The organism is Dickeya dadantii NCPPB 898 (genome assembly GCF_000406145.1).
GTDB lineage: Bacteria > Pseudomonadota > Gammaproteobacteria > Enterobacterales > Enterobacteriaceae > Dickeya > Dickeya dadantii.
In genome coordinates this window covers 1,587,456-1,612,238 of sequence record NZ_CM001976.1, presented here as the reverse complement: position 1 = coordinate 1,612,238, position 24,783 = coordinate 1,587,456, and the positions used below count along the sequence as shown (strand labels likewise).

28 protein-coding genes are annotated in these 24,783 nt (G+C 55.9%); 8 read left to right on the top strand and 20 right to left on the bottom strand.

Annotated features, from left to right (window positions below; genetic code table 11):
* Window positions 1-684: 684 nt before the first annotated feature.
* The 5 genes from phnE (DDA898_RS07625) to DDA898_RS07605 all read right to left on the bottom strand — a co-directional run bounded on the left by phnE (DDA898_RS07625) (window position 685) and on the right by DDA898_RS07605 (window position 5,657).
* The gene (phnE, locus tag DDA898_RS07625; RefSeq protein ID WP_038912483.1) at window positions 685-1,578 is read right to left on the bottom strand and encodes a phosphonate ABC transporter, permease protein PhnE; all 894 of its coding nucleotides are present in this window, start codon (window positions 1,576-1,578) and stop codon (window positions 685-687) included.
* Between the two features lie 2 nt (window positions 1,579-1,580).
* Complete coding sequence (gene phnE / locus DDA898_RS07620) at window positions 1,581-2,447, bottom strand: phosphonate ABC transporter, permease protein PhnE (RefSeq protein ID WP_201765888.1); 867 nt, start codon at window positions 2,445-2,447, stop codon at window positions 1,581-1,583.
* Between the two features lie 155 nt (window positions 2,448-2,602).
* Window positions 2,603-3,535, bottom strand: coding sequence for a phosphonate ABC transporter substrate-binding protein (gene phnD / locus DDA898_RS07615; protein WP_038900830.1), 933 nt, complete (start codon window positions 3,533-3,535; stop codon window positions 2,603-2,605).
* A 148-nt stretch (window positions 3,536-3,683) separates the two neighbouring features.
* Window positions 3,684-4,541 carry a phosphonate ABC transporter ATP-binding protein gene (phnC, locus tag DDA898_RS07610; protein ID WP_081639228.1) on the bottom strand — a complete coding sequence of 286 codons (858 nt, stop codon included), beginning with the start codon at window positions 4,539-4,541 and terminating at the stop codon, window positions 3,684-3,686.
* Between the two features lie 195 nt (window positions 4,542-4,736).
* Window positions 4,737-5,657 carry a LysR family transcriptional regulator gene (locus tag DDA898_RS07605; protein WP_038910768.1) on the bottom strand — a complete coding sequence of 307 codons (921 nt, stop codon included), beginning with the start codon at window positions 5,655-5,657 and terminating at the stop codon, window positions 4,737-4,739.
* Window positions 5,658-5,759: 102 nt separating this feature from the next.
* On the opposite strand from DDA898_RS07605, the gene DDA898_RS07600 reads away from it, so the two are divergent.
* The gene (locus DDA898_RS07600) at window positions 5,760-6,644 is read left to right on the top strand and encodes an aldo/keto reductase family oxidoreductase (protein ID WP_038910767.1); all 885 of its coding nucleotides are present in this window, start codon (window positions 5,760-5,762) and stop codon (window positions 6,642-6,644) included.
* Between the two features lie 196 nt (window positions 6,645-6,840).
* Here DDA898_RS07600 and phnP read toward each other — a convergent pair whose 3' ends face one another.
* Genes phnP through phnF form a run of 10 tightly spaced genes read right to left on the bottom strand, consistent with a single transcriptional unit; the run spans window position 6,841 to window position 14,560 of the window.
* Window positions 6,841-7,590: a phosphonate metabolism protein PhnP gene (phnP, locus tag DDA898_RS07595; RefSeq protein WP_038910766.1), complete on the bottom strand. Its 750-nt coding sequence runs from the start codon at window positions 7,588-7,590 to the stop codon at window positions 6,841-6,843.
* Between the two features lie 18 nt (window positions 7,591-7,608).
* Window positions 7,609-8,169 (bottom strand): ribose 1,5-bisphosphokinase, encoded by a 561-nt coding sequence (gene phnN, locus DDA898_RS07590; protein ID WP_038910765.1) that lies wholly within the window; start codon window positions 8,167-8,169, stop codon window positions 7,609-7,611.
* Window positions 8,169-9,338: an alpha-D-ribose 1-methylphosphonate 5-triphosphate diphosphatase gene (phnM, locus tag DDA898_RS07585; protein WP_050570224.1), complete on the bottom strand. Its 1,170-nt coding sequence runs from the start codon at window positions 9,336-9,338 to the stop codon at window positions 8,169-8,171. The genes phnN and phnM overlap by 1 nt, the downstream gene beginning before the upstream one ends.
* Window positions 9,335-10,057: a phosphonate C-P lyase system protein PhnL gene (gene phnL, locus DDA898_RS07580; RefSeq protein ID WP_038910764.1), complete on the bottom strand. Its 723-nt coding sequence runs from the start codon at window positions 10,055-10,057 to the stop codon at window positions 9,335-9,337. Before phnL ends, phnM begins: the two co-directional genes overlap by 4 nt.
* Window positions 10,058-10,081: 24 nt before the next feature.
* Window positions 10,082-10,909 carry a phosphonate C-P lyase system protein PhnK gene (phnK, locus tag DDA898_RS07575; RefSeq protein ID WP_236616716.1) on the bottom strand — a complete coding sequence of 276 codons (828 nt, stop codon included), beginning with the start codon at window positions 10,907-10,909 and terminating at the stop codon, window positions 10,082-10,084.
* Window positions 10,896-11,750, bottom strand: a complete 855-nt coding sequence (locus tag DDA898_RS07570) for an alpha-D-ribose 1-methylphosphonate 5-phosphate C-P-lyase PhnJ (protein WP_038900824.1) — start codon at window positions 11,748-11,750, stop codon at window positions 10,896-10,898. The genes phnK and DDA898_RS07570 overlap by 14 nt, the downstream gene beginning before the upstream one ends.
* Window positions 11,728-12,819: a carbon-phosphorus lyase complex subunit gene (locus tag DDA898_RS07565; protein ID WP_038910763.1), complete on the bottom strand. Its 1,092-nt coding sequence runs from the start codon at window positions 12,817-12,819 to the stop codon at window positions 11,728-11,730. The genes DDA898_RS07570 and DDA898_RS07565 overlap by 23 nt, the downstream gene beginning before the upstream one ends.
* Window positions 12,819-13,394, bottom strand: coding sequence for a phosphonate C-P lyase system protein PhnH (phnH, locus tag DDA898_RS07560; RefSeq protein WP_038910762.1), 576 nt, complete (start codon window positions 13,392-13,394; stop codon window positions 12,819-12,821). The genes DDA898_RS07565 and phnH overlap by 1 nt, the downstream gene beginning before the upstream one ends.
* Window positions 13,391-13,840, bottom strand: a complete 450-nt coding sequence (gene phnG, locus DDA898_RS07555; protein ID WP_038900821.1) for a phosphonate C-P lyase system protein PhnG — start codon at window positions 13,838-13,840, stop codon at window positions 13,391-13,393. Before phnG ends, phnH begins: the two co-directional genes overlap by 4 nt.
* Window positions 13,841-14,560: a phosphonate metabolism transcriptional regulator PhnF gene (phnF, locus tag DDA898_RS07550; RefSeq protein ID WP_013317265.1), complete on the bottom strand. Its 720-nt coding sequence runs from the start codon at window positions 14,558-14,560 to the stop codon at window positions 13,841-13,843.
* 696 nt (window positions 14,561-15,256) lie between these two features.
* Between phnF and DDA898_RS07545 the strand changes: the two genes are divergently transcribed.
* Window positions 15,257-15,475: a hypothetical protein gene (locus DDA898_RS07545; RefSeq protein ID WP_071604513.1), complete on the top strand. Its 219-nt coding sequence runs from the start codon at window positions 15,257-15,259 to the stop codon at window positions 15,473-15,475.
* A gap of 228 nt (window positions 15,476-15,703) precedes the next feature.
* On the opposite strand, the gene DDA898_RS23615 is transcribed toward DDA898_RS07545, so the two are convergent.
* Together DDA898_RS23615 and DDA898_RS23610 are read right to left on the bottom strand one after the other, a co-directional pair.
* Window positions 15,704-16,120: a hypothetical protein gene (locus DDA898_RS23615; RefSeq protein ID WP_236616715.1), complete on the bottom strand. Its 417-nt coding sequence runs from the start codon at window positions 16,118-16,120 to the stop codon at window positions 15,704-15,706.
* Entirely contained in the window at window positions 16,105-16,497 is a 393-nt protein-coding gene (locus DDA898_RS23610) for a hypothetical protein (protein WP_236616714.1), read from the bottom strand. Before DDA898_RS23610 ends, DDA898_RS23615 begins: the two co-directional genes overlap by 16 nt.
* Before the next feature lie 689 nt (window positions 16,498-17,186).
* Between DDA898_RS23610 and DDA898_RS07530 the strand changes: the two genes are divergently transcribed.
* The 5 genes from DDA898_RS07530 to DDA898_RS22130 all read left to right on the top strand — a co-directional run bounded on the left by DDA898_RS07530 (window position 17,187) and on the right by DDA898_RS22130 (window position 21,652).
* A complete protein-coding gene (locus tag DDA898_RS07530) occupies window positions 17,187-18,197 on the top strand; it encodes an AraC family transcriptional regulator (protein ID WP_038910759.1) in 1,011 nt (336 codons plus the stop codon).
* Between the two features lie 17 nt (window positions 18,198-18,214).
* Entirely contained in the window at window positions 18,215-18,883 is a 669-nt protein-coding gene (locus DDA898_RS07525) for an NAD(P)H-binding protein (protein ID WP_038910758.1), read from the top strand.
* A 1-nt stretch (window position 18,884) separates the two neighbouring features.
* A complete protein-coding gene (locus DDA898_RS07520) occupies window positions 18,885-19,886 on the top strand; it encodes a patatin-like phospholipase family protein (RefSeq protein WP_081639227.1) in 1,002 nt (333 codons plus the stop codon).
* A gap of 61 nt (window positions 19,887-19,947) precedes the next feature.
* On the top strand, window positions 19,948-20,778 hold the full coding sequence (locus DDA898_RS07515; RefSeq protein WP_038910757.1) for an oxidoreductase: 831 nt from the start codon (window positions 19,948-19,950) through the stop codon (window positions 20,776-20,778).
* A gap of 394 nt (window positions 20,779-21,172) precedes the next feature.
* Window positions 21,173-21,652, top strand: coding sequence for an Hcp family type VI secretion system effector (locus tag DDA898_RS22130; protein ID WP_071604512.1), 480 nt, complete (start codon window positions 21,173-21,175; stop codon window positions 21,650-21,652).
* A gap of 214 nt (window positions 21,653-21,866) precedes the next feature.
* Here DDA898_RS22130 and DDA898_RS07505 read toward each other — a convergent pair whose 3' ends face one another.
* The gene (locus tag DDA898_RS07505) at window positions 21,867-22,379 is read right to left on the bottom strand and encodes a hypothetical protein (RefSeq protein WP_038910755.1); all 513 of its coding nucleotides are present in this window, start codon (window positions 22,377-22,379) and stop codon (window positions 21,867-21,869) included.
* Window positions 22,380-22,392: 13 nt separating this feature from the next.
* Window positions 22,393-22,653: a hypothetical protein gene (locus DDA898_RS23345; protein ID WP_161624723.1), complete on the bottom strand. Its 261-nt coding sequence runs from the start codon at window positions 22,651-22,653 to the stop codon at window positions 22,393-22,395.
* A 113-nt stretch (window positions 22,654-22,766) separates the two neighbouring features.
* Between DDA898_RS23345 and DDA898_RS07500 the strand changes: the two genes are divergently transcribed.
* Window positions 22,767-23,087: a hypothetical protein gene (locus tag DDA898_RS07500; protein WP_038910754.1), complete on the top strand. Its 321-nt coding sequence runs from the start codon at window positions 22,767-22,769 to the stop codon at window positions 23,085-23,087.
* Between the two features lie 110 nt (window positions 23,088-23,197).
* On the opposite strand, the gene ygjG is transcribed toward DDA898_RS07500, so the two are convergent.
* Window positions 23,198-24,616, bottom strand: coding sequence for a putrescine aminotransferase (gene ygjG / locus DDA898_RS07495; protein ID WP_038910753.1), 1,419 nt, complete (start codon window positions 24,614-24,616; stop codon window positions 23,198-23,200).
* Window positions 24,617-24,783: the final 167 nt, after the last annotated feature.

Sequence of the window (24,783 nt, the reverse complement as noted above, 5' to 3'; positions counted from 1 at the left end):
GGATTGAAACCTTGACCCGTCCTTGTGGTACTTGTATACAAAGTCGCGCCTCACGCAGGTGCGTGGATTGAAACTTGCCACCGAGGTTGACACCGTATTCGCCCCCGGTCGCGCCTCACGTAGGCGCGTGGCGTGGATTGAAACGGGTCGTGGTTTATGGCGATATCAACGCTACGACGTCGCGCCTCACACAGGCGCGTGGATTGAAACTATCGCGATGCGATGCTGTCCGCCGCCAATCCGTGTCGCGCCTCACGCAGGCGCGTGGATTGAAACTGTCAATAACTGTACGCGATGGGCATCAGGAGGGTCGCGTCTCACACAGGCGCGCGGATTGAAACCATGTCTGATAGTCCTCCCACAGCAGCGCCAGCGTCGCGCCTCACGCAGGCGCGTGGATTGAAAAATCACAATGTCATCGACGATCGGAACCGCACCAGTCGCGCCTCACGCAGGCGCGTGGATTGAAACTTGAACGCCACTGGCCAGAAACACATGCTCAGGTGTCGCGCCTCACACAGGCGCGTGGATTGAAACCTCGGCGGCGGCGGAATGGGGCCGTCAACGTCAGTCGCGCCTCACGAAGGCGCGTGGATTGAAACATGATAAGAATCTTAGTGTTACCCTGAAAACCAGGTCGCGCCTCACGCAGGCGCGACATCGCATTGATATTTGATTCGCCGGTTAACGCGGCGATGACGGGTCCGCTTCAAACAGCGGCAACGGCTTGCCGATGATGTAGCGCTGGCGCAGGTGCGCGGACAAGGCATCCATCAGCATCACCACCACCACCAGAATCAGGGTGATGAACATCACCACGTCCCAGTTCCACAGCCGCATGTTTTCGGCGTACACCAGCCCGACGCCGCCGGCGCCGACAAACCCCAGCACCGCCGCCGATCGCACATTGGACTCCATCTGGTACAGGCTTAGCGCCAGAAAGGTAGGAAACGACTGGGTGAAGATGCCGAAACGGTGTTTTTGCAGGCTGTTGGCGCCGACCGCGCCCAGTCCGCGGCTGGGCGATCGCTCGACCGCCTCGTGCCCTTCCGCGTACAGCTTGCCGAGCAGACCGGTGTCCTGCATCAGGATCGCCAACGCGCCGGACAGCGGCCCCATGCCCACCGCCCGCACGAAAATCAGCCCCCAGATCGCCATGTCGATGCCGCGCAACACGTCCAGCAGGCGGCGCACCAGCAGCGCCACCGGCCGTAGCATCGGTTCGTGCATCACGTTGCGCGCCGCCAGGAACGACAACGGCAGCGCCACCACCGTGGCGGTCAGGGTGCCGGCGAACACGATGGCGATGGTGATGAACACCTGCGACAGGTAGTAACCAAACGGCCAGTTGAGAAAATCATGCCACACGAACATGCGCAGAAAATAGCGCCCCAGTTCGCTGAGGCCATGCAGCCACTGCCCGGCGCTGATGCCGAAAAACGCCAGAAACGCCAGATAGTAAAGCAGCACCGCCGCCGCCATCAGCCCGACGCGCCATAAGTAGCGACGTTGCTGGCTGAACAGCGCCGGGTGTTGCTGTTTCATCGCGGCGATATCCGCCGGGGTCAACGGGGTCATGTTCATTTGCCGCCCTCCACCACTTGCCGCCGTAACCGCCCGGACAGCGCATCCAGAATCGAGACCACCACGATGATCAGCAGCATGGTCATGCTGACCTGATCGTAGCGGTCCAGCTTGATATTGGTCATCAGTTCCTGACCGATGCCCCCGGCGCCCACCAGCCCGAGAATGGTGGACTGGCGGAAGTTAATTTCCAGCCGCATAAAACTGTAGGACAGCACGATCGGCTTGACCTGCGGCCACAGCCCAAAACGCATACGCTGCAACACGCCGGCGCCACAGGCGGCCAGCCCGCGCACCGGCCGCTCCGAGGCGGTTTCGATGGCTTCATAAAACAGTTTGGTCAGGCTGCCGATGGTGTGCAGCGCCAGCGCCAGAAAGCCCGGAATGACGCCGATGCCGAACGCCATCACAAACATCACCGCCCACGCCAGTTCCGGCATGGTGCGTAAAAACGCCACCATCGCGCGGACGGCGAATCGGACGCCCGGCGGGCTGCGGGTATTGCCGGCGGCCAGAAAACCCAGCACCACCGACGCCGCTACCGACAGCAGCGTCGCCGCCAGCGCCAGATTGAGCGTATCCCAGATCAACGGCAACTGGATATTGAGGCGATATCCCCAGTAAGCCAGCGAACCTTCGGTATGCCCGTCGGCGAACAGCAGCGACCAGTGCAACACCGGCAGCGTCTCGATCAGGTAGTCGAAAAAGTGGGGAAGCGATGTCCACAGGGTATGCAGATTGAATTCGGACAACGCGCCCGCGCCGATGTACAGCACGACCAGCACCAGTGTCCATATCAACGACTCACGCTTCTGCTGCGTGCGTATCCGCTGGTAATAGCGTTCGAAATCAGGGTTCAGCATGGGTTTGGTCTGAATGGTGGAAGAACGGATGATGGGTTGGAACCGCAACGAGATGAAAAAATAGGCATCCTGCCTGTACTGCAGTCCGTCAATGTTGCACCGTTGCGCACCGCTGGTTAGGGGAACACCGAGCCTGACGACCCGGCGCGCCGCCCTTAGCGGTTGCCTTTGGTCAGTTCACGCTTCATGGCGATAATGGTTTTGTAATCGTCCACGCTGGCCGGGCCGATGTGCTGTTTGCCGCCCATCGCCTTGATGAAACAGGTGTGATCTTCTTTATCCAGCTTGTTCACGGCGGTAATCAGTTTGGCTTTGAAGTCGGCCGGCAGCGCGTTGCTCACCAGAATCGGGCCGTTCGGGATCAGCGGCGATTGCCAGATGATGCGAATCTGTTTCATCAGGTCCGGGTGATCCATACGAATCAGACGGCCGAACGCACCGCTGGTGTAGCCGGTGTTGTAGTCGCCAATCATCGATGCCCAGGTCACCGCACCGTCAAACTGGCCGTTAAGCACGCCGAGGATGTCCTGCTCATGCCCGCCGGAGAAGGTGACGCTGGAGAAGAAATTGTTGTACTTGTTATCGGCGCTGCCGCCGAATTTCTCTTTAAACGCCTGATTGGGAATCAGGTAGCCGGAGGTGGAATCCGGGTCGGCGAAACCGAACGCCTTGCCTTTCAGGTCTTCCAGCTTTTGGTACGAACTGTCGGCCTTAACGATCACCACCGAATGGTAGCCGCGCGACTGGTCGACGTCGTCCACCGCGATACCGACGACATCCACCGCGTTGGGATCTTTGATGTATACCGACGCATACGACGACGGCGACATGCTCAGCACCAGATCAATCTTCTTGCCCAGTAACCCCTGAATAACCCCGGCATAATCGGATGAGTTGCGCAATTGGGTATCGACATTCAGCTCTTTATCGAGAAACTGTTTGACGCACTGGTTATCGCCGATCTGCTGGGTAGCGTTCTGACCGCCCAAAATGCCCAGATTCAGCGTTTTCGGTGTTTCCGCGGCGAATACGCTGGCGGACATTACCGCACCGGCCAGCAAGGTGGTCAACGTGAAGGTTTTTTTCATCAGTTTTGCCTATGTTGTCGTTATGCCAAGTTGTCGTTATGCCAATTTAGTCGTCGTACGCATTTGGTCGTCTTACTAAGGTGCAGATGTCAAAAAATCCGGCGTCGGCGTCAAGGCCGCCGACGTGACAAGTGTTTCAAGCAGGGAATTAATGCACCGGCTGCAAATCGTCGCCGTACAGGGTACGCAGCAGGCTGTCGGTCAGTTCCGACGGCGGGCCGTCAAACAGAATGCGTCCCTGAGCGATGCCGATAGCGCGGGTGCAGTATTCTTTCACCAGCTCGACCGAGTGCAGATTCACCACCACGGTGATGCCGTTGGCGCTCACCTGCCGTAGCACGTCCATAATGCGGCGGGTGTTTTTCGGGTCGAGCGATGCCACCGGCTCGTCGGCCAGCAGGATTTTGGGGTTCTGCATCAGCGCGCGGCAGATAGCGACGCGCTGCATCTGCCCGCCGGACAGGTTTTCCGCCCGCTGCAACGCGTGCGGCAACAGGTTCATCCATTGCAGCAGCCCAATGGCGTGCGCGCGATCTTCATCGGAAAACAGTTTGAAGAACGACTTCAGGGTGGAGGTTCGGCTCAGGCGGCCCAGCAGTACGTTGGTCAGCACATCCAGCCGCGGCACCAGACAGAAATCCTGGAAGATCATGCCGCATTCGCTGCGCCACTGACGCATCTGCCGGGTACTGAAACGCAGAATATCCTGCGTGTCGCCCTGCCCGCCGTCATGCCGGGCGGGATAGCGCAGGATTTGTCCTTCGCTGGCCGGGATGGTGCCGTTCATCACGTGCAACAAGGTGGACTTACCGGCACCGGAGCGACCAATCACCGCCACCATCTCGCCGGCGTGCAAATCAAAATTGAGGTTCTCCAGCACCCGCTGCTGACTGGAATAGGCTTTACACAGCTGACGTACCGACAGTACGGTCTGCTGCGGTTGCGTCTGGAAATGATGTGCGCGCAGTGGAGTAGCGTTTTCGGATGCCAACAGTGCCTGTGCCATGAATTTTCGTCATCGTTTAGTCAACAATATGGAGGCTATTAAGCGCAGCGCAGATGAATACCTGATGACAGCTTTATGATTAAAAAATGAACTTCACGGCATGCCATCACCGGCATACTTTCGGTGAGAGAAACCCTATAACGTCCGACTACGACCCAAGCCAAAGGCGTAAGGACGCGTTATCTGTCAGAAACATTATCTGTCAGAAACGACAGGCACAGTCGAGGCTTTGATAAAATCGATAAAGGCTCTGAGCGGCGTTGGGATAAGACGGTGACCGGGATAATAAAGAAATGGCCCCGGGAAGCGTTGCCACCAGGGCTCAAGCGCAGGCTCCAGCGTACCGTTTTCCAGATGTGGGCGTAGCCAGTCCTCAAACAGATAGACAATACCGACGCCTGCAATCGCTACATCGATAAGAAGATCGGTACCACCACCGATCTGCACCACCAGCGGCCCCGCAGGATCCACCTGCACCACCTCGCCATTACGCTCAAACTCCCACAGCGGCATCGTCCCGCTGGGAAAACGACCACGCAGACAAGCATGCCCGACCAGATCTCGCGGGTGCGCCGGGCGGCCACAGCGTGCAAAGTAAGCGGGAGACGCCGCTATCGCCAGGCGTTGCGAGCGAGGCCCAATGGGCACGGCGATCATATCCTGCTCCAGTCGCTCGCCGTAACGAATACCCGCATCGCATCCTGCGGCCAGCATATCGACAAAGCTTTCCTCTACGACCACCTCAAGTTTGATATCAGGATACGCGGCAAGAAATGGAGCGATCAGGCCCGGCAACACCAGTCTGGCGGCACTGACGGGGACATTCAGTCTCAGCGTCCCCGTTGGCCTATCGCGAAAACCGTTCACCACATCAAGCGCATTTTCGACTTCGGTCAACGCGGGCTCCAGCCGCGCCAATAAACTCTGGCCCGCCTCCGTCGGCGCAACGCTACGCGTCGTACGATGCAATAACCTGATCGCCAGTTGCGTTTCAAGGCGGCGTACCGCCTCACTCAACCCTGACGCGCTGACGCCATTCGCTCGGGCGGCGTCACGAAAACCGCCGGCACGCGCCACCGCCACGAAGGCTTCCAGATCTTTTAAATCGATATTCATTTATTGTTCGCAATATTGCACAGCCCGTACCAATTGTACTGAATTATCGTCAATATCAACAACCGCTATAGTGTCGCCTTGCTCATCTGAAGGAGAAAGGCCATGTCAACTATCAATACATTAGATACAGTTACCCTCGGCAGCTACACCATCAAACGGTTAGGTTACGGGACAATGCGGTTGGCGGGTCCCGGCGTCTTCGGCCCGCCGAAGGACAAAAATGCCGTACTGGCGGTGTTGCGCGAAGCGGTTGCATTAGGGGTGAACCACATCGACACCGCCGATTGCTATGGTCCCCATGTGACTAACCGGTTGATCCGCGAAGCGCTGGCCCCTTACTCCGACGATCTGGTCATCGCCACCAAGGTTGGCGTCGGGCGAAGCAAGGACGGTTCATGGTTCGACGCGTCATCCCCCAGAGAGTTGACCCAGGCGGTGCACGATAACCTGCGTGATCTCGGGCTGGATGTGCTTGATGTGGTTAACTTTCGGGTAATGACCAACCCGCACGCGCCGATGGAAGGGTCGATTGAGGCTCAACTTACTACGTTGGCCGAGCTTCAGCAGCAAGGTCTTATCCGCCATATTGGGCTGAGTAATGTCACGGCCTCTCAGGTGGCGCAAGGACAAAAAATCTGCGCAATCGTCTGTGTCCAAAACCACTACAATCTGGCGCATCGTACCGATGATGAGCTGATTGATGCGCTGGCCGCGGCAGGCATCGCCTACGTTCCGTTTTTCCCGCTTGGCGGCTTCAATCCGTTGCAGTCGTCTATTCTGTCCAATGAGGCCCAACGCCTCGGTATCACGCCCATGCAGTTAGCACTTGCATGGCTGCTGCGGCGTTCACCGAACATCACATTGATTCCTGGCACCTCATCCGTTATGCATCTTCGGGAGAATCTCGCGGCCATCAATATCAAACTACCAGAGGAAGTCATGACGATACTGAACAATGTGGCAGTACGCTCTGGTGCCGCCGTCTAGTTTTTCTTTCTCATCGGCGTGATTCTTTTCAATCAAAAAACGCCACTACCACGCAGGCGTTTGTATCACTTGCGTGTTTGTATCACTTGCATGTTTGTATCACTTGCATGTTTGTATCACTTGCGTGGTAGCGATGGTGGAGAACCGATGAGCCCCCGCTGAATACACTGATCGAATTGAGATTCGGTTTTGCGCATTACATAACGATCCATGCCCCATCGGCCGCGGCGCGCACCCCGTCCGGCAGGTCGTTTTGCATCAGCCAGGCGTCGGTTTCATGGCTGACGTGGGTCAGCCAGGTCTGCGTCGGCCGCAGTTGTTCGCGCACCCGCAGCACGGTGTTGAGGTCGCTGTGGTTGAGCGGCGGCCGATCTCGCGGCGGCTGGGTGCAGTCCATCACCATATGGTCGAGCGGTTTGCCGCGCAGGAAATCCAACGTATCGTCCGGCAAACCGCAGGTGTCGGTCAGGTAGGCCACGCTCTGCCCGCCATGTTCCAGCAGATAGCCGAAGGTGGGTTTGGAATGATTGAGCGGCAGCGCCGTGACCCGCAGCGCCCCCATCGCTACCGTCTGAAACGGCGTCATCGCCGGCTGAAAATCAAGCCGACGCGGATGCTTGTACAGATCGTCGCATCCTTGTTCATCCGGCGGGCCGAACACCGGAATACGGTCGCCGATGCCCCAGCGCAGCGAAAACAGCCCCTGCACATGGTCGACATGGTAGTGCGTCAGCAGAATGCGGCGAATCTCGTTAACGCCAAAGCGCTGCTCCAGTTGGGTCACGCCGGCGTCCAGCAGCGTCGCCTCGCCGTCGCACCGCACCAGCATGCTGCTCGGTCCGCGCTGAAAACGCGGGTCCAGCCGGGCGCGCTCGCAAGCGATGCAGTCGCAACCGGTCAGCGGCACCTGCTGCGCGTCGCCGGTGCCCATAAACATCAGTTCCATAACATTAGCTCCATAACGTCACTTCCATTTTTCAGCCTCTCGTTTTTCAGCCGCCAGCAGGGCGTGAAACGCCTGCAGCGTTTGCGCCAGCGAACCATCGTTATTCAGCAGTCGGCACGCCGCCGGAACCGGCATCGCGCTGGCCCGCTGCAATCGCTGCGCGATCTGTTCTTCATCTTCCCGCCCGCGCTGACGCAGCCGCTGCGCCAGCACCGCCGGCGACACCTGCAGACACACCGGCAATAAGCGGTCGCCATAGCGCTGTTGCGCCTGCGGGTGGTGAGAGCGGGAGCCGTTGATTACCACATCCAGCCCGGCGGACAGCCACAGGTCGATTTCAACGCCGATGCCGTACTGATACTGATGCGCCTGCCAGTGCAGGGCGAACAGGCCGCACTCGCGGCGGTACGCAAACTCCGCGTCGCTCAGCGCAATATGGTTTTCGCCGCCGGCCTGCGCCGGGCGAGTGATATAACGGTGCGCCACCAGCAGCCGCGCCGGATTCGTCTGCCGCAGCGCATCCAGCAGGGAATCTTTGCCGGAGCCGGACGCGCCGGTCAGCCAGATTAACCGCGCCATCAGAACACCTGCCGCCCCTGCGCCCACACCTGACGAATCCGCACCTGACCGTGGGAGTGGTGCGCCAGCACCAAATCGGCGCGCAGCCCGTCGGCAATCCGCCCCCGATCGCTTAACCCGACCGACTGCGCCGGATTAGCGCTCACCATCGCCACCGTCTGCGGCAAGGTAAACGGATTATGCTCATCCGCCGCCAGACGAAACGCCGCATCCAGCAAGCTGGCGGGGTAATAGTCGGATGACAGAATATCCAGCAGCCCTTGCTCCGCCAGATGGGACGCCGCCACGTTGCCGGAGTGGGAACCGCCGCGCACGATGTTGGGCGCGCCCATCAGTACCTTCATACCGCTGGCGTGCGACGCCTGCGCCGCCATCTCGGTGGTGGGAAATTCGGCAATCACGCTGCCCAGCGCCAGCGATTCATCCACGTGCGCCGCGGTGGCGTCGTCGTGGCTGGCCAGCGCGATGCCGCGCTCGCGGCAGTGGGCGGCAATCGCCAGCCGGTTCGGCGTCGACCAGCGTTCGGATAGCATTCGCTGTTCGGTTTCAAAGGCATCCATCTCAGCATTGTTCAGGCGGTACTTGCCCTGATAATACTCGCGGTATTTTTCCGGCGTGGCGAACTGCCGTTGCCCCGGCGAGTGGTCCATCAGTGATACCAGCGCCACTTCCGGGGTGTCCATCAACGCTTCAAATAACGGCAAGGTGCTGTCGTGCGGCAATTCACAACGCAGGTGTAGCAGATGCTGCGCCCGGTTCACCCCCAGTTGCTGGCTGTGAATCACGGCGTCAATCATCCGCCGCAGGTTGTCGAGCCGGTGGCCGCCGTCGCGCACATCGCCTATCGCCACCGCATCCAACACCGTGGTGATACCGCTGGAAACAATCAGCGCATCGTGGCTGCTCATCGCCGAATGGGCCGGCCAGTCGACTTTCGGGCGCGGCATAAAAAACTTGTCCAGGTTGTCGGTATGCAGTTCCACCAGCCCCGGCAGCAGCCAGCCGCCTTCGCCGTCCAGCGCCTGCGGCAGTTGGCTGGGCGTGGAAGAAAACGCCTCGATCACGCCGTCGCGCCAGGCCAGCGACCCGCTGACGACTTCATCCTGCAACACCAACTGCACATTATTGATGATCCGGGTCGTATTGATGATCTGAGTAGCCGCGCTCATGACGTGAGCTCCTGCGTTACGGGTGCCATGTGATGCAGGCGGTCCGCCACACGGGCGCGCACCTCCGCATCGTGGAAAATACCGACTACCGCCGCGCCGCGCGAGCGGGCTTCCTCAATCAGCCCCACCACCGCCTCGCGGTTGGCGGCATCCAGCGAGGCGGTCGGCTCGTCCAGCAGCAGCAACGGATAGTCGGCGATAAACCCGCGGGCGATGTTGACCCGCTGCTGCTCGCCGCCGGAGAAAGTGGCGGGCGCCAGCGTCCACAAGCGACGCGGAACGTTGAGCCGGGTCAGCAGTTCGCTGGCGCGCGCTTCGCATACCGCCCGGTCTTCGCCGCGCTCCAGCAACGGCTGCATCACCACTTCCAGCGTCGGAATACGCGGGATCACCCGCAGAAACTGGCTGACCCAGCCGATAGTATCGCGCCGCACCGCCAGCACCTGCCGGGCCGGGGCGGTGACCAGATCCACCCACGTATTACGATGACGCATCCACACCCGGCCGCTATCCGGCTGGTAGTTGGCGTACAGCGAACGCAACAGCGTGGACTTGCCGCTGCCGGAATGGCCGTGCAGCACCACGCATTCGCCGGCCGCCACCGTCAGGCTGGCCTGATGCAACACCGGCAGCCGGGCGGCGTGCTGGTTGTGTAGTACAAAGGTTTTACTCAGATTTTCCACACGCAGAATTGTCATGGCCGTGCCTTCGGTTGTCATAGTTCACCCTATCGTCAGTCGCGCTTATCCCAGTACCGACGACACCAGCAACTGGGTGTAAGGATGATGAGGATCATCCAGCACCCGGTCGGTCAGGCCGCTTTCCACTACCCTGCCCTCGCGCATCACCAGCAGCCGGTGCGCCAGCAGACGCGCCACGCCGAGGTCATGGGTAACAATCACCACCGCCAGCCCAAGGTCGCGCACCAGCGTGCGCAGCAGATCCAGCAACCGCGCCTGCACCGACACATCCAGCCCGCCGGTCGGCTCATCCATGAACACCAGCTTCGGATGGGTGACCAGATTGCGGGCGATCTGCAACCGCTGCTGCATCCCGCCGGAAAAGGTGGTCGGCAGGTCATCAAGCCGCGACAGCGGGATCTCCACATCCTGCAACCACTGCCCGGCCTGACGGCGAATATCGCCGTAGTGACGCCCACCGACCGCCATCAGCCGTTCGCCGATGTTGCCGCCCGCCGATACGCGGGGGCGCAAGCCATCCAGCGGATGCTGGTGCACCACGCCCCACTCGGTGCGCAGCAGGCGGCGACGATCGCTTTCGCTCATGGCGTACAGCGAGCGGCCCTGGTAATCAATCTGCCCGGCCTGCGGCGTCAGCCGGGCGGATATCGCCCGCAGCAACGTGGTTTTGCCGGAACCGGACTCGCCGACAATCCCCAGCACTTCGCCGGGATAGAGATCGAACGACACCTCGCTGAAGCCCTTACCGGGCGCGTACAGGTGGGTCAAATTGCGCACCTGCAACAGCGGTGTTTCAGCGTCACCGCCAACCGGTACGACGGCCTGATCCACAACAACCTGATCCACACCAGCCTGATCAATGTGATTCATGGTGCCCAGCCTCCTGACGCTCGCGGCAATAATCGGTATCGGAACAGACGTACAGGCGGGTGCCCTGATCGTCCATCACCACCTCGTCGAGGTAGCTGTCGTGCGAACCGCACAGCGCGCAGGGCTGCTCCCAGCGCTGAACGCTGAACGGGTGGTCGTCAAAATCGAGGCTTTCCACGTTGGTATAGGGCGGTAGCGCGTAAATACGCTTCTCGCGCCCGGCGCCGAACAGTTGCAGCGCCGGCATCTGGTGCATTTTCGGGTTGTCGAATTTCGGGATCGGCGACGGGTCCATAATGTAGCGACCGTTCACTTTCACCGGGTACGCGTAGGTGGTGGCAATGTGGCCGAAGCGGGCGATGTCTTCATACAGCTTCACCTGCATGATGCCGTACTCCTCCAGCGCGTGCATTTTGCGCGTTTCCGTCTCGCGCGGTTCGATAAAACGCAGCGGTTCGGGGATCGGCACCTGGTAAATCAGGATCTGGTCTTCGCACAGCGGCGTTTCCGGGATGCGGTGCCGGGTCTGAATTAGCGTGGCTTCCACCGTGCGTTCCGTGGTGGCCGCTTCGCTGACCCGCTGAAAGAAGCGGCGGATCGATACCGCGTTGGTGGTGTCGTCGGCGCCCTGATCGATGACTTTCAGCACATCGTCATCGCCGATCAGGCTGGCGGTCAGTTGGATGCCGCCGGTACCCCAGCCGTAGGGCATCGGCATTTCCCGCCCGCCAAACGGCACCTGATAGCCGGGGATCGCCACCGCTTTGAGGATGGCACGCCGAATCGTACGTTTACTCTGTTCATCCAGATAACCGGGGTTATATCCGCTCAGCGTGTTCATCGCGCTCCTCCTGCGGTGACTGGCGCAACTGGCGCAGCAGCGCCAGCTCGGCCTGAAAGTCGACGTAATGCGGCAACTTGAGATGGGAGACGAAACCGGCGGCCTCCACGTTGTCCGCGTGCGACAGCACAAACTCTTCGTCCTGCGCCGGGCTGCCGACCGGCTCCTGATAGGCCGGCGCCTGCAACGCCCGGTCCACCAGCGCCATCGCCATCGCCTTGCGTTCGGCACGGCCGAATACCAGCCCGTAGCCGCGGGTGAAATGCGGCGGCTCCTCCTCCGGCACGGTAAAACCGTTGACCATCTCGCATTCGGTCAACAGGATGTCGCCTATTTCCAGCGCAAAGCCCAGTTCTTCCGGTTCGATTTCCACCGTGACGTAACCGGTGCGGATCTCGCCGGCGAACGGATGGGTACGGCCGTAACCACGCTGGGTGGAGTAGCCCAGCGCCAGCAGAAACCCTTCGTCGCCGCGCGCCAGTTGCTGTAACCGGGCGCTGCGCGGCATCGGGTAGGCGGGCGGATCGCGGGTGATATCCAGCGGCTCGCTGCCGTCGTCCCGTTCGGCCGCCGCCAACCCTTCCGCCGTCATCATGGTGAACATGTGCGGGCAGTGGTCCGCCAGCGGTTCTTCCGCCCTGGGCGCGAGCGGCGGCTCACCTTCCGCCAGCAGGACAAAATCCAGCAGCCGGTGGGTATAGTCATAAGTAGGGCCGAGCACCTGTCCGCCGGGCAGGTCCTTGTACACCGCCGAAATACGCCGCTCCAGTTGCATCCGCCCGGTATCCAGCGGCAGGCTGTCCGCCAGCCGGGGCAGCGTGGTGCGATAGGCGCGCAGCAGAAAAATCGCCTCCACCAGGTCGCCGCTGGCCTGTTTGATCGCCAGCGCCGCCAGTTCCCGGTCGTAAATACCGCCCTCGGTCATTACCCGATCCACCGCCAGCCCCAGTTGCTGTTCAATCTGCGCCGCCTGCACCTCTGGAAGCCGGGTGTCGCCGCGCCGCAGGTTGGCCTGTAACTGATGAGCGGCCTCAATGGCTTTTTCGCCCCCTTTCACCGCGACATACATCAGCACACCTCCACATGCGTGGTGCGCGGCAACGCCATCAGCGTGCCGCCGCAGGTAAACATGAAGTCCAGCCCGGCGGGAAACGGGTGCGGGCGCTGTTCCAGATAATCCAGTACGCTGGCGGGCAACTGCGGCGCAATCATGCGCGCTTCGGCAATCCCCGGCCCGGTCAGGCGCAATGCGCGTCCGCCGCCCAGCGCGGGCACTTCCAGCACCAGCGTGACGCCGTTTTCCGGTGCCATCTCGTCGCCGGCGGCAAAACCATCCAGCGACAGTTCCCGGCTGATCGGCAACAGCGCGAACGCCGCCGCCTCGCGCTCCACCAGCTTCACGCCGGTGTGAAAGCGCAGATTGGTCAGCAATGTCTCCTGCGACAAGGCCGGGTCCAGCCACAGCGGCGTTTCGCGGTCCATCAGCGTCAGCGCCACCGCGGTGGCGGACGGCGAGAGTCCGTCCCAGCCGATATCATGATTCAGCGACACCACCACGCCCGGTTCGCTCATCGCTTTCAGAATGCGGCGAAACGCGTACTGCGCATCGCGCCAGGGATGGGAAAATCCTGCCAGTAGCGTCATGCGTTATCTCCTCGCACCAGCGTAAAGAAATCGACCTTGCTGCTGGCTATCTCCCGCGCCCGTTGCTGACGCAACTCGTCACGGGTAGCGGCCAGCGGCACGATCAGTTGTTGGTAGAGCGCGCTTTGCGTGCCCTGCTGTTGCAACAAGGCGTCGATCACCGCGCACAGCTCGGCGTGGGGCTTGTTGCGGCCGGTAACGTAGCTGTAGCCGCAGGTGCCGTCGTCCAGCCGAACCACCGCGCGGGTGACGGTGACATCACCCAGCACGAAGCGATTGCCGGTCGCGCCGATGCGCGCCTGCAAACGAGCCAGCCCGGTTTCCGGCGCCCGTAATGTTTGCCAGGCCGGATGCAGACTCAGCGGTTGCCAGTGGCGTTGCAGTTGCTCCGGATCGCTGTGCGCCAGTACCGACAGCCAGCGTTGCCTTGCGGTTTGGGTTGCCATTCAGTGCTCCATTGTCAGTTCGATCATGTCGGCCCGCGCCAGACTGACGGAATACTCCGCCACCCGGTCGCTGCCGCTGCAAATATTGAGCGTGCGGATGCACATCAGCGGGGTTTGCCGCGCCACCTCCAGTAACTGCGCTTCTTTTGCCTGCGATGCGCGGGCGCTGATGCGGGTCTGGCGGCGGGTCAGGGATTGCTGTAGCTCGCGGGCCAGAAAATCGTGCAGCGACCCGCTGGTGAAACGCTGCAACGCCGGCCACCAGTCCAGCGCCGGCAGGTAGTGATCGATCAGCGATACCGGCACGCCGTTGACCCGGCGCAGGGTGCGCAGGTGGATTACCTCGTCGCCATCTTCCCGCCCCAGCGCCGCCGCCACATCGGCGTTGGCCGGGCGCAATACCGCCAGCAACCGCTCGCTGGTGGGATGACTGCCCTGCTCCAGCAGGTTTTGGCTGAAACGCGCCTGCGCATGCAACGGATAGTCATAAGGTCGCATCAGCACCAGAATGCCGACGCCATGCCGACGCTGCACCAGCCCTTTATTGACCAGTTCATCCACCGCTCGGCGCAGCGTATGGCGATTGACCTCGTAGCGCGCCGCCAACTGCTGCTCGGACGGCAGATAGTCACCGCAGCGGTAGACGGTGCGCAGCTCTTCTTCCAGCCGGGCGGCGATAGCCTGATACACAGTGGTAGGATGTCTAGATATCATGTCCATAAAAAAACTCCTGCTCGCAGGGAGCCTTTCCGGGCGGACATTCGCTCGCGGATCGGTTAGCCACGAAGCGGGACCGGAATGCCGCCAGCGGGCAGCGCGGTACATCGCTTCAATCAGGGGGATTGGCGATTATGTTGGCAAAAGCTGTGTGACAGACCGGCGAAGCGTGGATGACGAAATGGTGAAGGAAAAAGGACAGGTGGCGAGGCGGGTTGATTTAATAGATAGGCAGGTAGTGGGCGAAGAACATCTTATGTGTATTGGCTCAGATTTGAGCTAGTGCTTTGTGGCTCAGGGCTATGCCTAAATAGCTGCGCCTAATACCGCTACATCTGTCATTTATTGACGTGTGGCAGTCGCGAAAGAGCAACACATCACTAGCCAGATGTAACGCGACTTTGCGGAAAAAGTGCCTAAGCTCCTCGCCCTGCAAGAGCTAGCCAAAAGTGGATGCTTCATCTTCAACGTATGTTATCCAATCGGGAGTGGAGCACTGCTCAAACGATGTTTATGGGCGCATTAGCGGTTCAATACCGATCCACTTTACAGAGGAAAACACTGCACGATTACATCTGGAATGTTAACTCTATCAACAAAATTAAAAATAATATAATACGAGCTTGAAATCCCCAGTACAAAAACCGATGTAAGAGAAGCGCAGCACACTATTTTCGTACTAAAAAACGAGGAGATAGAATGCCTAACTATGTTATCAACAAAAACCAGCAAGCTAATGGTGATCATGAAGTACATGATGTCACTAATGGTTGTTCTTATATGCCTGCTTCAGAGAACCAAATTTCTTTGGGCTATCACCCATCCTGCCAAAGTGCTGTTCTTGATGCTAAACGCCGCTGGCCGGGCTATAGAATTAACGGTTGCTACTATTGCTGTAAGCCATGCCACACTAGTTAAGAGATCCAAAAGCTCTCTGTCGGGAGCTTTTTTTAATTATGCTGGCGGCACCTAACAGTCCAGGGGTATTTCTACCATAATCTGAACGTACGCCCCTCGGCCATAGCTGATATAAAAGTTCTCCACACTGTCCGCTCCGTACCAGAAGCGGATATTGTTATACGGGGAGCAGGTCACTCTACCCGTTATAACCATTGCTAATAAGTGTGGCTTTTATTGAGAATGCATTTATATCCTTGAGTGATCGTATTCATCATTGCGGATTAGAATCTGTTCCATTTTCTCAAGTCTAGGCTGCATCTCATCTAATATTTCTTCATAACCTGCAGCTGAAAAAACATTCATTAACGATACACATCTTAACCCAGTTGCTAATGAAAAATTATATATAGCTAGACGTCTATGCTCCTGTTTTATGAACTTCATCCCATCCACCATAATTTCGTCACATAGCGTTCCCGCGTGGAACAAATCAACAATATTAGCCATGTCATCAGCAAAGGTATGAACAGAATCGCATAATGGAACGTAATAGGCATGATACTGATTTTCCCAATCAAGGGCTTCAAATAATCTCCGGACGCCTGGATAGGACGGAGTATCAGGCCACCTACTACTATAATGCTCTGTCAAAAAATTACCCATTCTAATTCTTTCTTGTGCCGCTGGATTCTTTTTTCCACTAGAGTTGAGGTGCGACAGCCAATTATTTCCGTTTTTAATAAGCATTTTTTACAGGCTATAAGTAATGACTGCGAATTTTTTCCATCATCAGCAGCTATGTAGCTTTGATTCGCAACTTGCTCCATTATTACCCTTGTTAAAACTTCAACTACTGATAACCTATTAGATTTTAAACAATCACAAGCTTGGGTACTGAGTTCATTTAATATGTTGAAATATTGCATCACCATCAGTTTCTGTTCAATACATCCAAGCTTGTTCAGCTTAGACTTATGCTCTAAAAATTTTTCCTGGCAAAAAACATTGACATTTATAACCACATCAATATCTTCTTCCATGTTGAACTCATACTTTTTAAACATGTTATCATTCATATGCTTTCATCCCGGACATATCGATAATTGTACGTTAGAGTTTAAGTTAAACTGATTAGAGAAATTACTCAAATACTATTTCTCATCCATTACCAGAAATCAATAAATGAAAAACTTAAAAATATATTTCCCCTGATATCAAACAAACAATCACATTCACTTGGTTTTTATTTCCCCGTATACATTATGAGAATGTAGGTGTATTGGCCTCTTTTCGAAAAGCGCAACTACTACATATTCCCATAGTTGCAATTGTCTGGAAAAATATATAACGCTATTTAATATAAAGAATAACCCTTGTGTAATCCATTTCGCAGTAGTGAGAGAAATTACGAACTTCCGCCCCTCGCTCATGCCAGACCTGACAGCTCTCCAGCCTGTCAGCCTCGTGCCAAAGCAGACAAAGACATAAGTACATGCGCTGATCATCCGGTAGTTGATAAAAGTGAGGAGAAGAAACCTCAAGATACCCGGCTGTAAAAATACGGATATGGTTATTGCCTGATGTAGAAGGTGATTCACAGGCTTCAGTTTCTGTCGCGCTTTACCATAAATATGGCGCCTTATGAATGTCACCACCCGGATTGAAACGTTATGCTGTTACCTGAAACCCGTTTCATATTCGAAGGTCATTCACTCCCGGAAATCTGACAATGGCACGTAACCGCACTTTCTCTCTCGATATCGGCTGGAGAACGCTGCTGAAAGATGCAGGACTGCAGCCTGAACATGTCCTGCGAAAGGCAGGATTGCCCGACGATCTTTTTTCAAGGTCAGAGCGTGGCCTTGGCACTGACGAATATTTTCGTTTCTGGCGCACACTGGAGACAGAGGCTAATGATGCTGCGTTTCCCTTGCGCCTGGTAGAAATGGTTACTGCAGAAGTGTTCGATCCTCCGCTCTTCGCCGCACTGTGCAGCACCAATATGATGCAGGCGGTACAGCGGCTAGCCAGATATAAGCAGCTCATTGCCCCGATGGTTCTGGAAACAACCGTGGATCAAACCGGGAACCTGACCGTGTACCCGCAATGGTTGTCTGTCGCGACAGACATACCCGCATCGTTGCAGGTCGCTGAACTTGCCTTTTTACTACGGCTGCTACGGCTTGGAACCCGTGAACCGGTTAAAGCGCTACGGGTGGTGATCCCACAACTTCCTCCTCGTGTTTCGGCTCGCCACTATGACCGCTTCTTCGGTATAGCCGTGCAATATGGTGAAAAACCAGCCATCAGTATTTCGGCCGCGGATGCACTCCGACCGTTTTTGACGGTGAACGAAGGAATGTGGCAAGTATTTGAGCCTGAACTGCGCCGCCGTCTCAGTCAGTTAGATGAAACGGCGTCAACCGCTGAACGCGTGCGCGCGGTACTACTGGAACTTCTGCCGGGTAACGAAGCCACCATCGAGAAAACGGCGGAACGCCTGGGTATGAGCAAACGCACACTACAGCGCAGGCTCGAAAATGAAGGGGAAAGTTTTCGCGTCCTTATCAACAGTTGCAGGGAAAACCTTGCCCGCCACTATCTGTGCAATACCAGTCTGTCCGGTTATGAAATTGCATTCCTGCTTGGTTTTGAAGACCCAAACTCATTCTACCGTGCATTTATGGCCTGGACCGGCCAGACACCTGAAACAGTCAGGGAATCCCTGCGTCTTAATTAAAAGAGAACATCATAACGATGCCAGAAAAAAAGCGTGTTGTACTGCTTGCGGGCGCCACCGGTCTGGTGGGGGGCCAGTTGTTACAAATTTTGCTGAACGACCCGGGTGTTGTCAGCATCCATGCACTGGGCCGTAAGCCACTGAAAATCAACCACCCGAAGTTGCAGGTCCACCTGATCGATTTTACTTCCTTGCCACAACTTCCTCATGCGGATGAAGCCTACATTGCACTGGGGACAACGATTAACGTCGCGGGTAGCAGGGAAGCGTTCCGGGCTGTGGATTTCGATGCCTGTCTGGCGGTTGCCAGAGCCGCGCTTTCGGCAGGCGTCCGCCGTATGGGACTGGTCAGCGCGGGAGCTGCAAATGTGAAGTCATCCCTGTTTTACACCCGCGTTAAAGGCGAACTGGAAGCAGCGATCAGCGCCCTGCCATTTACCACACTGGTGATCGCGCGCCCCTCTTTTCTGCTTGACTACCGTTATGGACTGGGGCAGCCAGTACGCCTGGGCGAACTGATTTCCATACCGATAGCCAGGCTGCTATCTCCCCTTTTGCCCGGGGCTTACAAACCCGTACGCGCTCTGGCTGTTGCCCGATCGCTGGCGCAGACGGTACCCACGACAGAGGGGATTGAGGTCCTGGCTTCTGACCAGCTGATCAGGCTGGGAAAGCGATCCGGCTGACATGAAAGCGAGCCTTTCCGGTCGAAGCATGTTGATGCTTTTTATGGTCTGTCTGCTCGCGGCCTGTTCAACCGCCGGTCTTCCTGCCCGCAACAATTTTTCAGGCAGCCTGCTGATTGATGGCCGCTTACAGAACCCGGGCTCCGTTCTCTCTCCCTTGCCGACAACCACCCGACCACAGGTGGCTCTGGTACTTGGAGGCGGCGGTCTGCGCGGCTATGCACATATAGGCGTGCTGCAGGCACTGGAAGATGCGGGTATCCGGCCCGACATCGTTGTTGGGACATCAATCGGAAGCATCATCGGGGCTGCCTATGCGTCGGGTAACTCCCCCAGCCAGATCTGGCATCTGGCCACTACCCTGCGGGTACTTTCTCTGGCCGATTTGAGTATGAGCGGCCCAGGTTTTGTCAGGGGGAATGCTCTTGCACTCTGGGCAGATAACCTGGTCGGGGGAAAAGTCATTGAACGCTTCCCTGTGCGCTTCGCCGCAGTAGCAACAGCGCTGAATCTTTCGCTGCCGTATGTGATCACGGCGGGAGATGCCGGTCAGGGACTGAGAGCCTCGGCAGCCATACCGGGCGTGTTCTTGCCGGTAGAGAGCAATGGTCTGACGCTGGTCGATGGTGGAGTCAGCGCACTGGTTCCTGTACGGGCTGCCCGCGCGCTGGGTGCCGATGTGGTGATCGCCGTCGATATTTACTGCCATGGGCAGCAGTACCCGATGAACTCAGCACTCTCAATGCTGTTACGCGTATCGCAGGCACAAAGCTGTCTGCTCGCCAGCCCTGAAGCGGATTCAGCAGATGTCCTCGTCACCCCGGCAGTCAAACCCGCAGGAATAAACGACGCCAAAGCGCGTGAAACAGCACGCCGTCTGGGCTATCAGGCTGCCGTTGAAAAACTGCCAGCGATAAGATCGGCGTTACGGCATTTCCGTTTGCCTGAAAGAAGCGCTCTCCCCGCTCCGGTTGGCGTACCTGGCAAGAACTCTGACGCGTAATGCAAGAACAATCAGGCATCTGTTCAGGCAAACTGGCAGCAGGTCATTAAACGAGGTGCCTATGTTTACTCAGGAAAAGAAAACCGCGCTGGTCACCGGCGCATCGTCAGGCATGGGCAAGACCATTGCTCGTCGTCTTATTAAGGATGGCTATCAGGTCTACGTGGCCGCCCGCAATATCGAAAAAATGGCTGACCTTGCCCGGCTCGGAGCACAACCGCTGCGGATGGATATTTCCAGGGATGAGGAGATTGTATCCGGAGTAAACACCATTCTGGCTCAGACTGGCGGTGTCGATGTGCTGGTCAACAACGCCGGCTTTGGTCTGTACGGGCCCGTAGAAGAGATTGGTATTGACGAAGCTCGCTATCAGTTTGAGGTCAACCTGTTCGGTGCCGCGCGGCTCACGCAGCTGCTGCTCCCCGCCATGCGTGCCAGACGCTCCGGGCGTATTATCAACATCTCCTCCATGGGAGGAAAGATGTACAGCATTCTGGGGGCCTGGTATCACGCCACCAAACACGCACTGGAAGGCTGGTCAGACTGCCTGCGGCTCGAAGTTGCCGAATTCGGCATAAAGGTCGTGATCGTCGAACCGGGGGTCATAGAGACGGGCTTCGGAGATGCCGCAAATGACAGCATTGTCAAACGTTCGGCCAGTGGGCCGTATGGTCACCTGGTGAAGAGGGTGTCCATGTCGATAAAAAATACTTATGGGCAGGGCACTGGCAGTTCTCCGGAGGTCATTGCTGAAGTGGTTTCCCGTGCAGTGAAAAGCCGCAACCCGCGTACACGCTATGCTGCCGGTAAGTTTGCAAAGATGCTCATCCGTATGCGCGTCTGGCTGGGTGACCGTCTATTCGACCGTATTATTCTCAGTCAAACCCGCTGACATGTAGTCCCTTCGGTTTTTAGTACCACCGCCAGCGGGCAGCGTGGTACATCGCTTCAATCAGTGGGATTGGCGATTATGTTGGCAAAACTGTGTGACAGGCCGGCGAAGCGTGGATGACGAAATGGTGAAGGAAAAAGGACAGGTGGTGAGGCGGGTTGATTTGACAGGGAAGAAGGTAATAGGAGAAAACAACTTATACGTTCAGTTAGTTCCTAAACGAACATTTTAGATGTCCATTATATTATTTCTATATTTATCATTAAGCAATGCAAATGAAATAAAGCCATGCTAATTGAGACGATTTTATTTGAAATGAAGCCTATTTTTAAATAGAATATTATAAAATAAAAAATCAATGATAACACCAACTCAATAAATAAGGATATTAATTATGTCACATGTTATTTATCTAACCTTAGAGGGTGACCAACAAGGGTTAATATCATCCGGGTGCTCAACACATGACTCGATTGGAAATAGATACCAATCTGGGCATGAAAATCAAATTCAGGTTCTGGGACTTAACCACGCAATTACCAGAGAACAAAACATTGCTCACCATCCAATACAGCTTATTAAGCCAATTGATAAGTCCTCACCTTTGCTAGGCGTATCCATAACTTCCAACGAAGCTCTCACAGCGACATTCTTTTTCTATAGAACAAATATAGCGGGACAATTAGAAGTATTTTATGAAATTAAGCTCGCAGATGCCAGAATTGTTGATGTATCTTCGACCTACCCTCACTCGATAAACAACAACGATGCCATTCCATATGAGAAGATTCTACTGAAATATAAATCAATTTCATGGTCACATAAAACAGCCGGCACTTCGGGGTATAGCATATGGAATGAGAACTCCCTTTAAAATCAAACCAGGTGTTACAATCACACCTGGTTATTTTCTATACCAAACGCAAGTCAAAATCATTGCAGTGAACCCTAATGTTAACCGCCCCCAAATATCTGGAAAGAACTCTACCGTGATAACAGAACACATTACGATAAGAATAACAGGGATAACCCCCCATAAAATATCACTAGCAAGTTCCATTAAAAATTTAACAATATATTTAATCACATCAATCACCATTCGATAAGTCTAATAATGTTAAAGCCGCCTCCTCATCCGTTCTTATTTTCTTTATACGATTTATATACTTAGAAAAAGCCGGCTCAACAACGAAATAAACCATCTCCAATCTCTCAGAGTATAGAGCCCAATAAAACTCCGGGAATTCTCGCTTTAGTCTATCTGCGGATACAGAAGCATGCTCAACATTCCCATATAATGTAAACGCAAAAATAGACATATTGGAAAACGACTGAATCCTTCTTCTGACTATCATATTAAAGTAGATCTGCTCTGATAGAACTTTAGCTATAGAATATGCAATCGCCGTTTTTGTCACGCCAGTAAATATAAATTTAGATGTGTACTTTAGTAAAATTCTATATACCGCATCAAAATCTCTCTTCTTTAAAATTTCATTAACATATATCTCTGTCATCCTAAAGATAGCATTACCTTCTTTTATTACCCTCCATATATTTTTGGCCATTCGGGTATCTTCAGCGTTGATTTTCTCATTCACATCTTCATAGCCTTCAAAAAAAAACAGAAGTTCTCCAAATGAGTCTCTTAGCACCAACCTCTATTGTTTCCACGGTATCCTTTGCAATATCACCCAATGCTTTTCCTGTATGATCAGCATTCAAAGCCAAGTTTTTTTCGGCTTCCAACTTCTGCTGTAAGTACCGATCCATGTAATTCATTACTGTAATCCCTGTTAATGTCAGCTGTTGGATTTTTCGAGATTTAAAAGCATTAACTCTAAATTTTATGGTAAAACCTATGGTAAAAGACACATGATTGTCATTCTTGTAACTGCATTATTATAACATCAGTTGATACTATAAATCACGTTTTGCGTTTAGATTTGCAACCGTTCTATTTACCCCCGTTAAAACAGGCGTATAACATGCAAAGAATCAGCAACGGCACATCACGCATCATCATGCTCTTTTGCCTGTTACCGTGGCAGGTTACGTTAGCAAATACCGTTCATTTTCCTGATGACGTAAAACTTCCCGACGACGTACAACGTTTCTTAAATAACGCGGAGGAATGTCAATATCTCTCCGGAGAGTGGGACAGCTCACTGCCTAAATCACGTCAGCGGGAAATTGAGCGGGAAGTGGATAAGTACTGCAAGCCGGCGAAAAAACAGCTGAATGCGCTCAGGCATAAGTACAAAGGAAATCAGCAGATAGAAGACAAACTCAGTGAATTTGATTTTTAATCTGTTCTTCCATCTCCGGCAGATTTACCCACAAAAAAAAAGCCAGTCGACTAATCAGACTGGCTTAACGTATCGGCTCAGCACCGGGCTGAACGCATAAGGGGGGGTGTTCACTGGAGTGCGAGTTCCTTATTAACAGGTTTGGGTTTGGCGTCATCCACATCGGTTGCCCGTAGCCTCGCCAGCGCCCGTTCTGCCTCTTGCAGCACGTGCTGACATTGCTCGTGGGTGATGGTCAGCGGTGGTTCGATGCGAATCGACTTGGCGTTGTTCAGCGTACCCGCCACCAGCACGCGGCGCTGGAACAGTTCGCTGGCAAAGGCATAGCCAATCGCGTTTTCCTTGAATTCAATCGCCTGTAACAGCCCTTTGCCGCGCGCTTCCACGATCAGGTCCGGGTACGCCGCCGCCAGCCGTTGCAGCCCGGCCAGCAAAAACGCCCCCTGACGCGCCGCCTGCTCCGCCAGGTTGTCGCGCAACAGCACGTTGACGGTCGCCAGCGCCGCTGCACAGGCCAGCGGGTTGCCGCCAAAGGTGGTGGTGTGCAGGAACGGGTTGTCGAACAGCACCGAGAACACTTCTTCGGTGGCGACCGTTGCGCCGATCGGCATCACGCCGCCGCCGAGCGCCTTCGCCAGACACAGGATATCCGGCTGCACGCCATAGTGCTCGCAGGCAAACATCTTGCCGGTGCGGCCCATGCCGGTCTGTACCTCATCCAGAATCAGCAACGCACCAATTTCATCGCACAGTGCGCGAACGGCGGGCAGATACTGCTCCGGCGGCACAATCACCCCGCCTTCGCCCTGAATCGGCTCCAGAATCACCGCGGCGATACCTTCGCCGTTGCGCTGGCACTGCTCGACTTTCTGCCGCATGGCCTGAATATCGCCGAAGGCTACATGGTGGAAATCCGGCAGTAGCGGCATGAACGGACGACGGAACACCGGCTTGGCGGTGGCGGACAACGCCCCCAGCGACTTGCCGTGGAACGCGCCGTGGGTGGCGATGAAGCTGAACTTGCCGCGCGGCGACTGATAGGCTTTCGCCAGCTTCAGCGCCGCTTCCACCGACTCGGTGCCGCTGTTGCTAAAGAAGCTGTACTTCAGCTTGCCGGGCGTAATGGCCGCCAGCGTTTTCGCCAGCATGGCGCGCAGCGGGTCCAGCAACTCCTGGCTGTGCAGCGGTTGTTTGGACAGCTGTTTTTCCACCGCCGCCACTACCGTAGGGTTACGGTGACCGACGTTGAAAATGCCATAGCCGCCAAGACAGTCGAGGTATTCATTGCCCTGCGTATCAAGCAGCGTGTTGGGGCCGCTGGCGCGCCATTCTACCGCACCGTAGCTGCCACCGGAGGTGACGGATTTTCTGTATTCCAGAAAACCGGGATTGACGTATTCACGAAAAGCGTTAAGGGTTTCCTGGTTGAGCGCCGCCATCGCGTCGGCGGACAGGGTATCGCTCATAATCCAGTCAAGGGCCTGCTGAGAACACTCTAGCGGGTTAAAATGTGACGGAGATCTGGACAAAATGTGCTCCTTGGGGGTGAGGTATCATGTGATACCAATTTAAGTAATGCATATAACGCACCACCTGCCCACCCGATTTGGAAATCACGATTTCCTCCTGCCATTGTCTTTTTTTGCAACACTTTATAAACAAAATAATATATTCCGTATCACCCCCAGCCATGAGC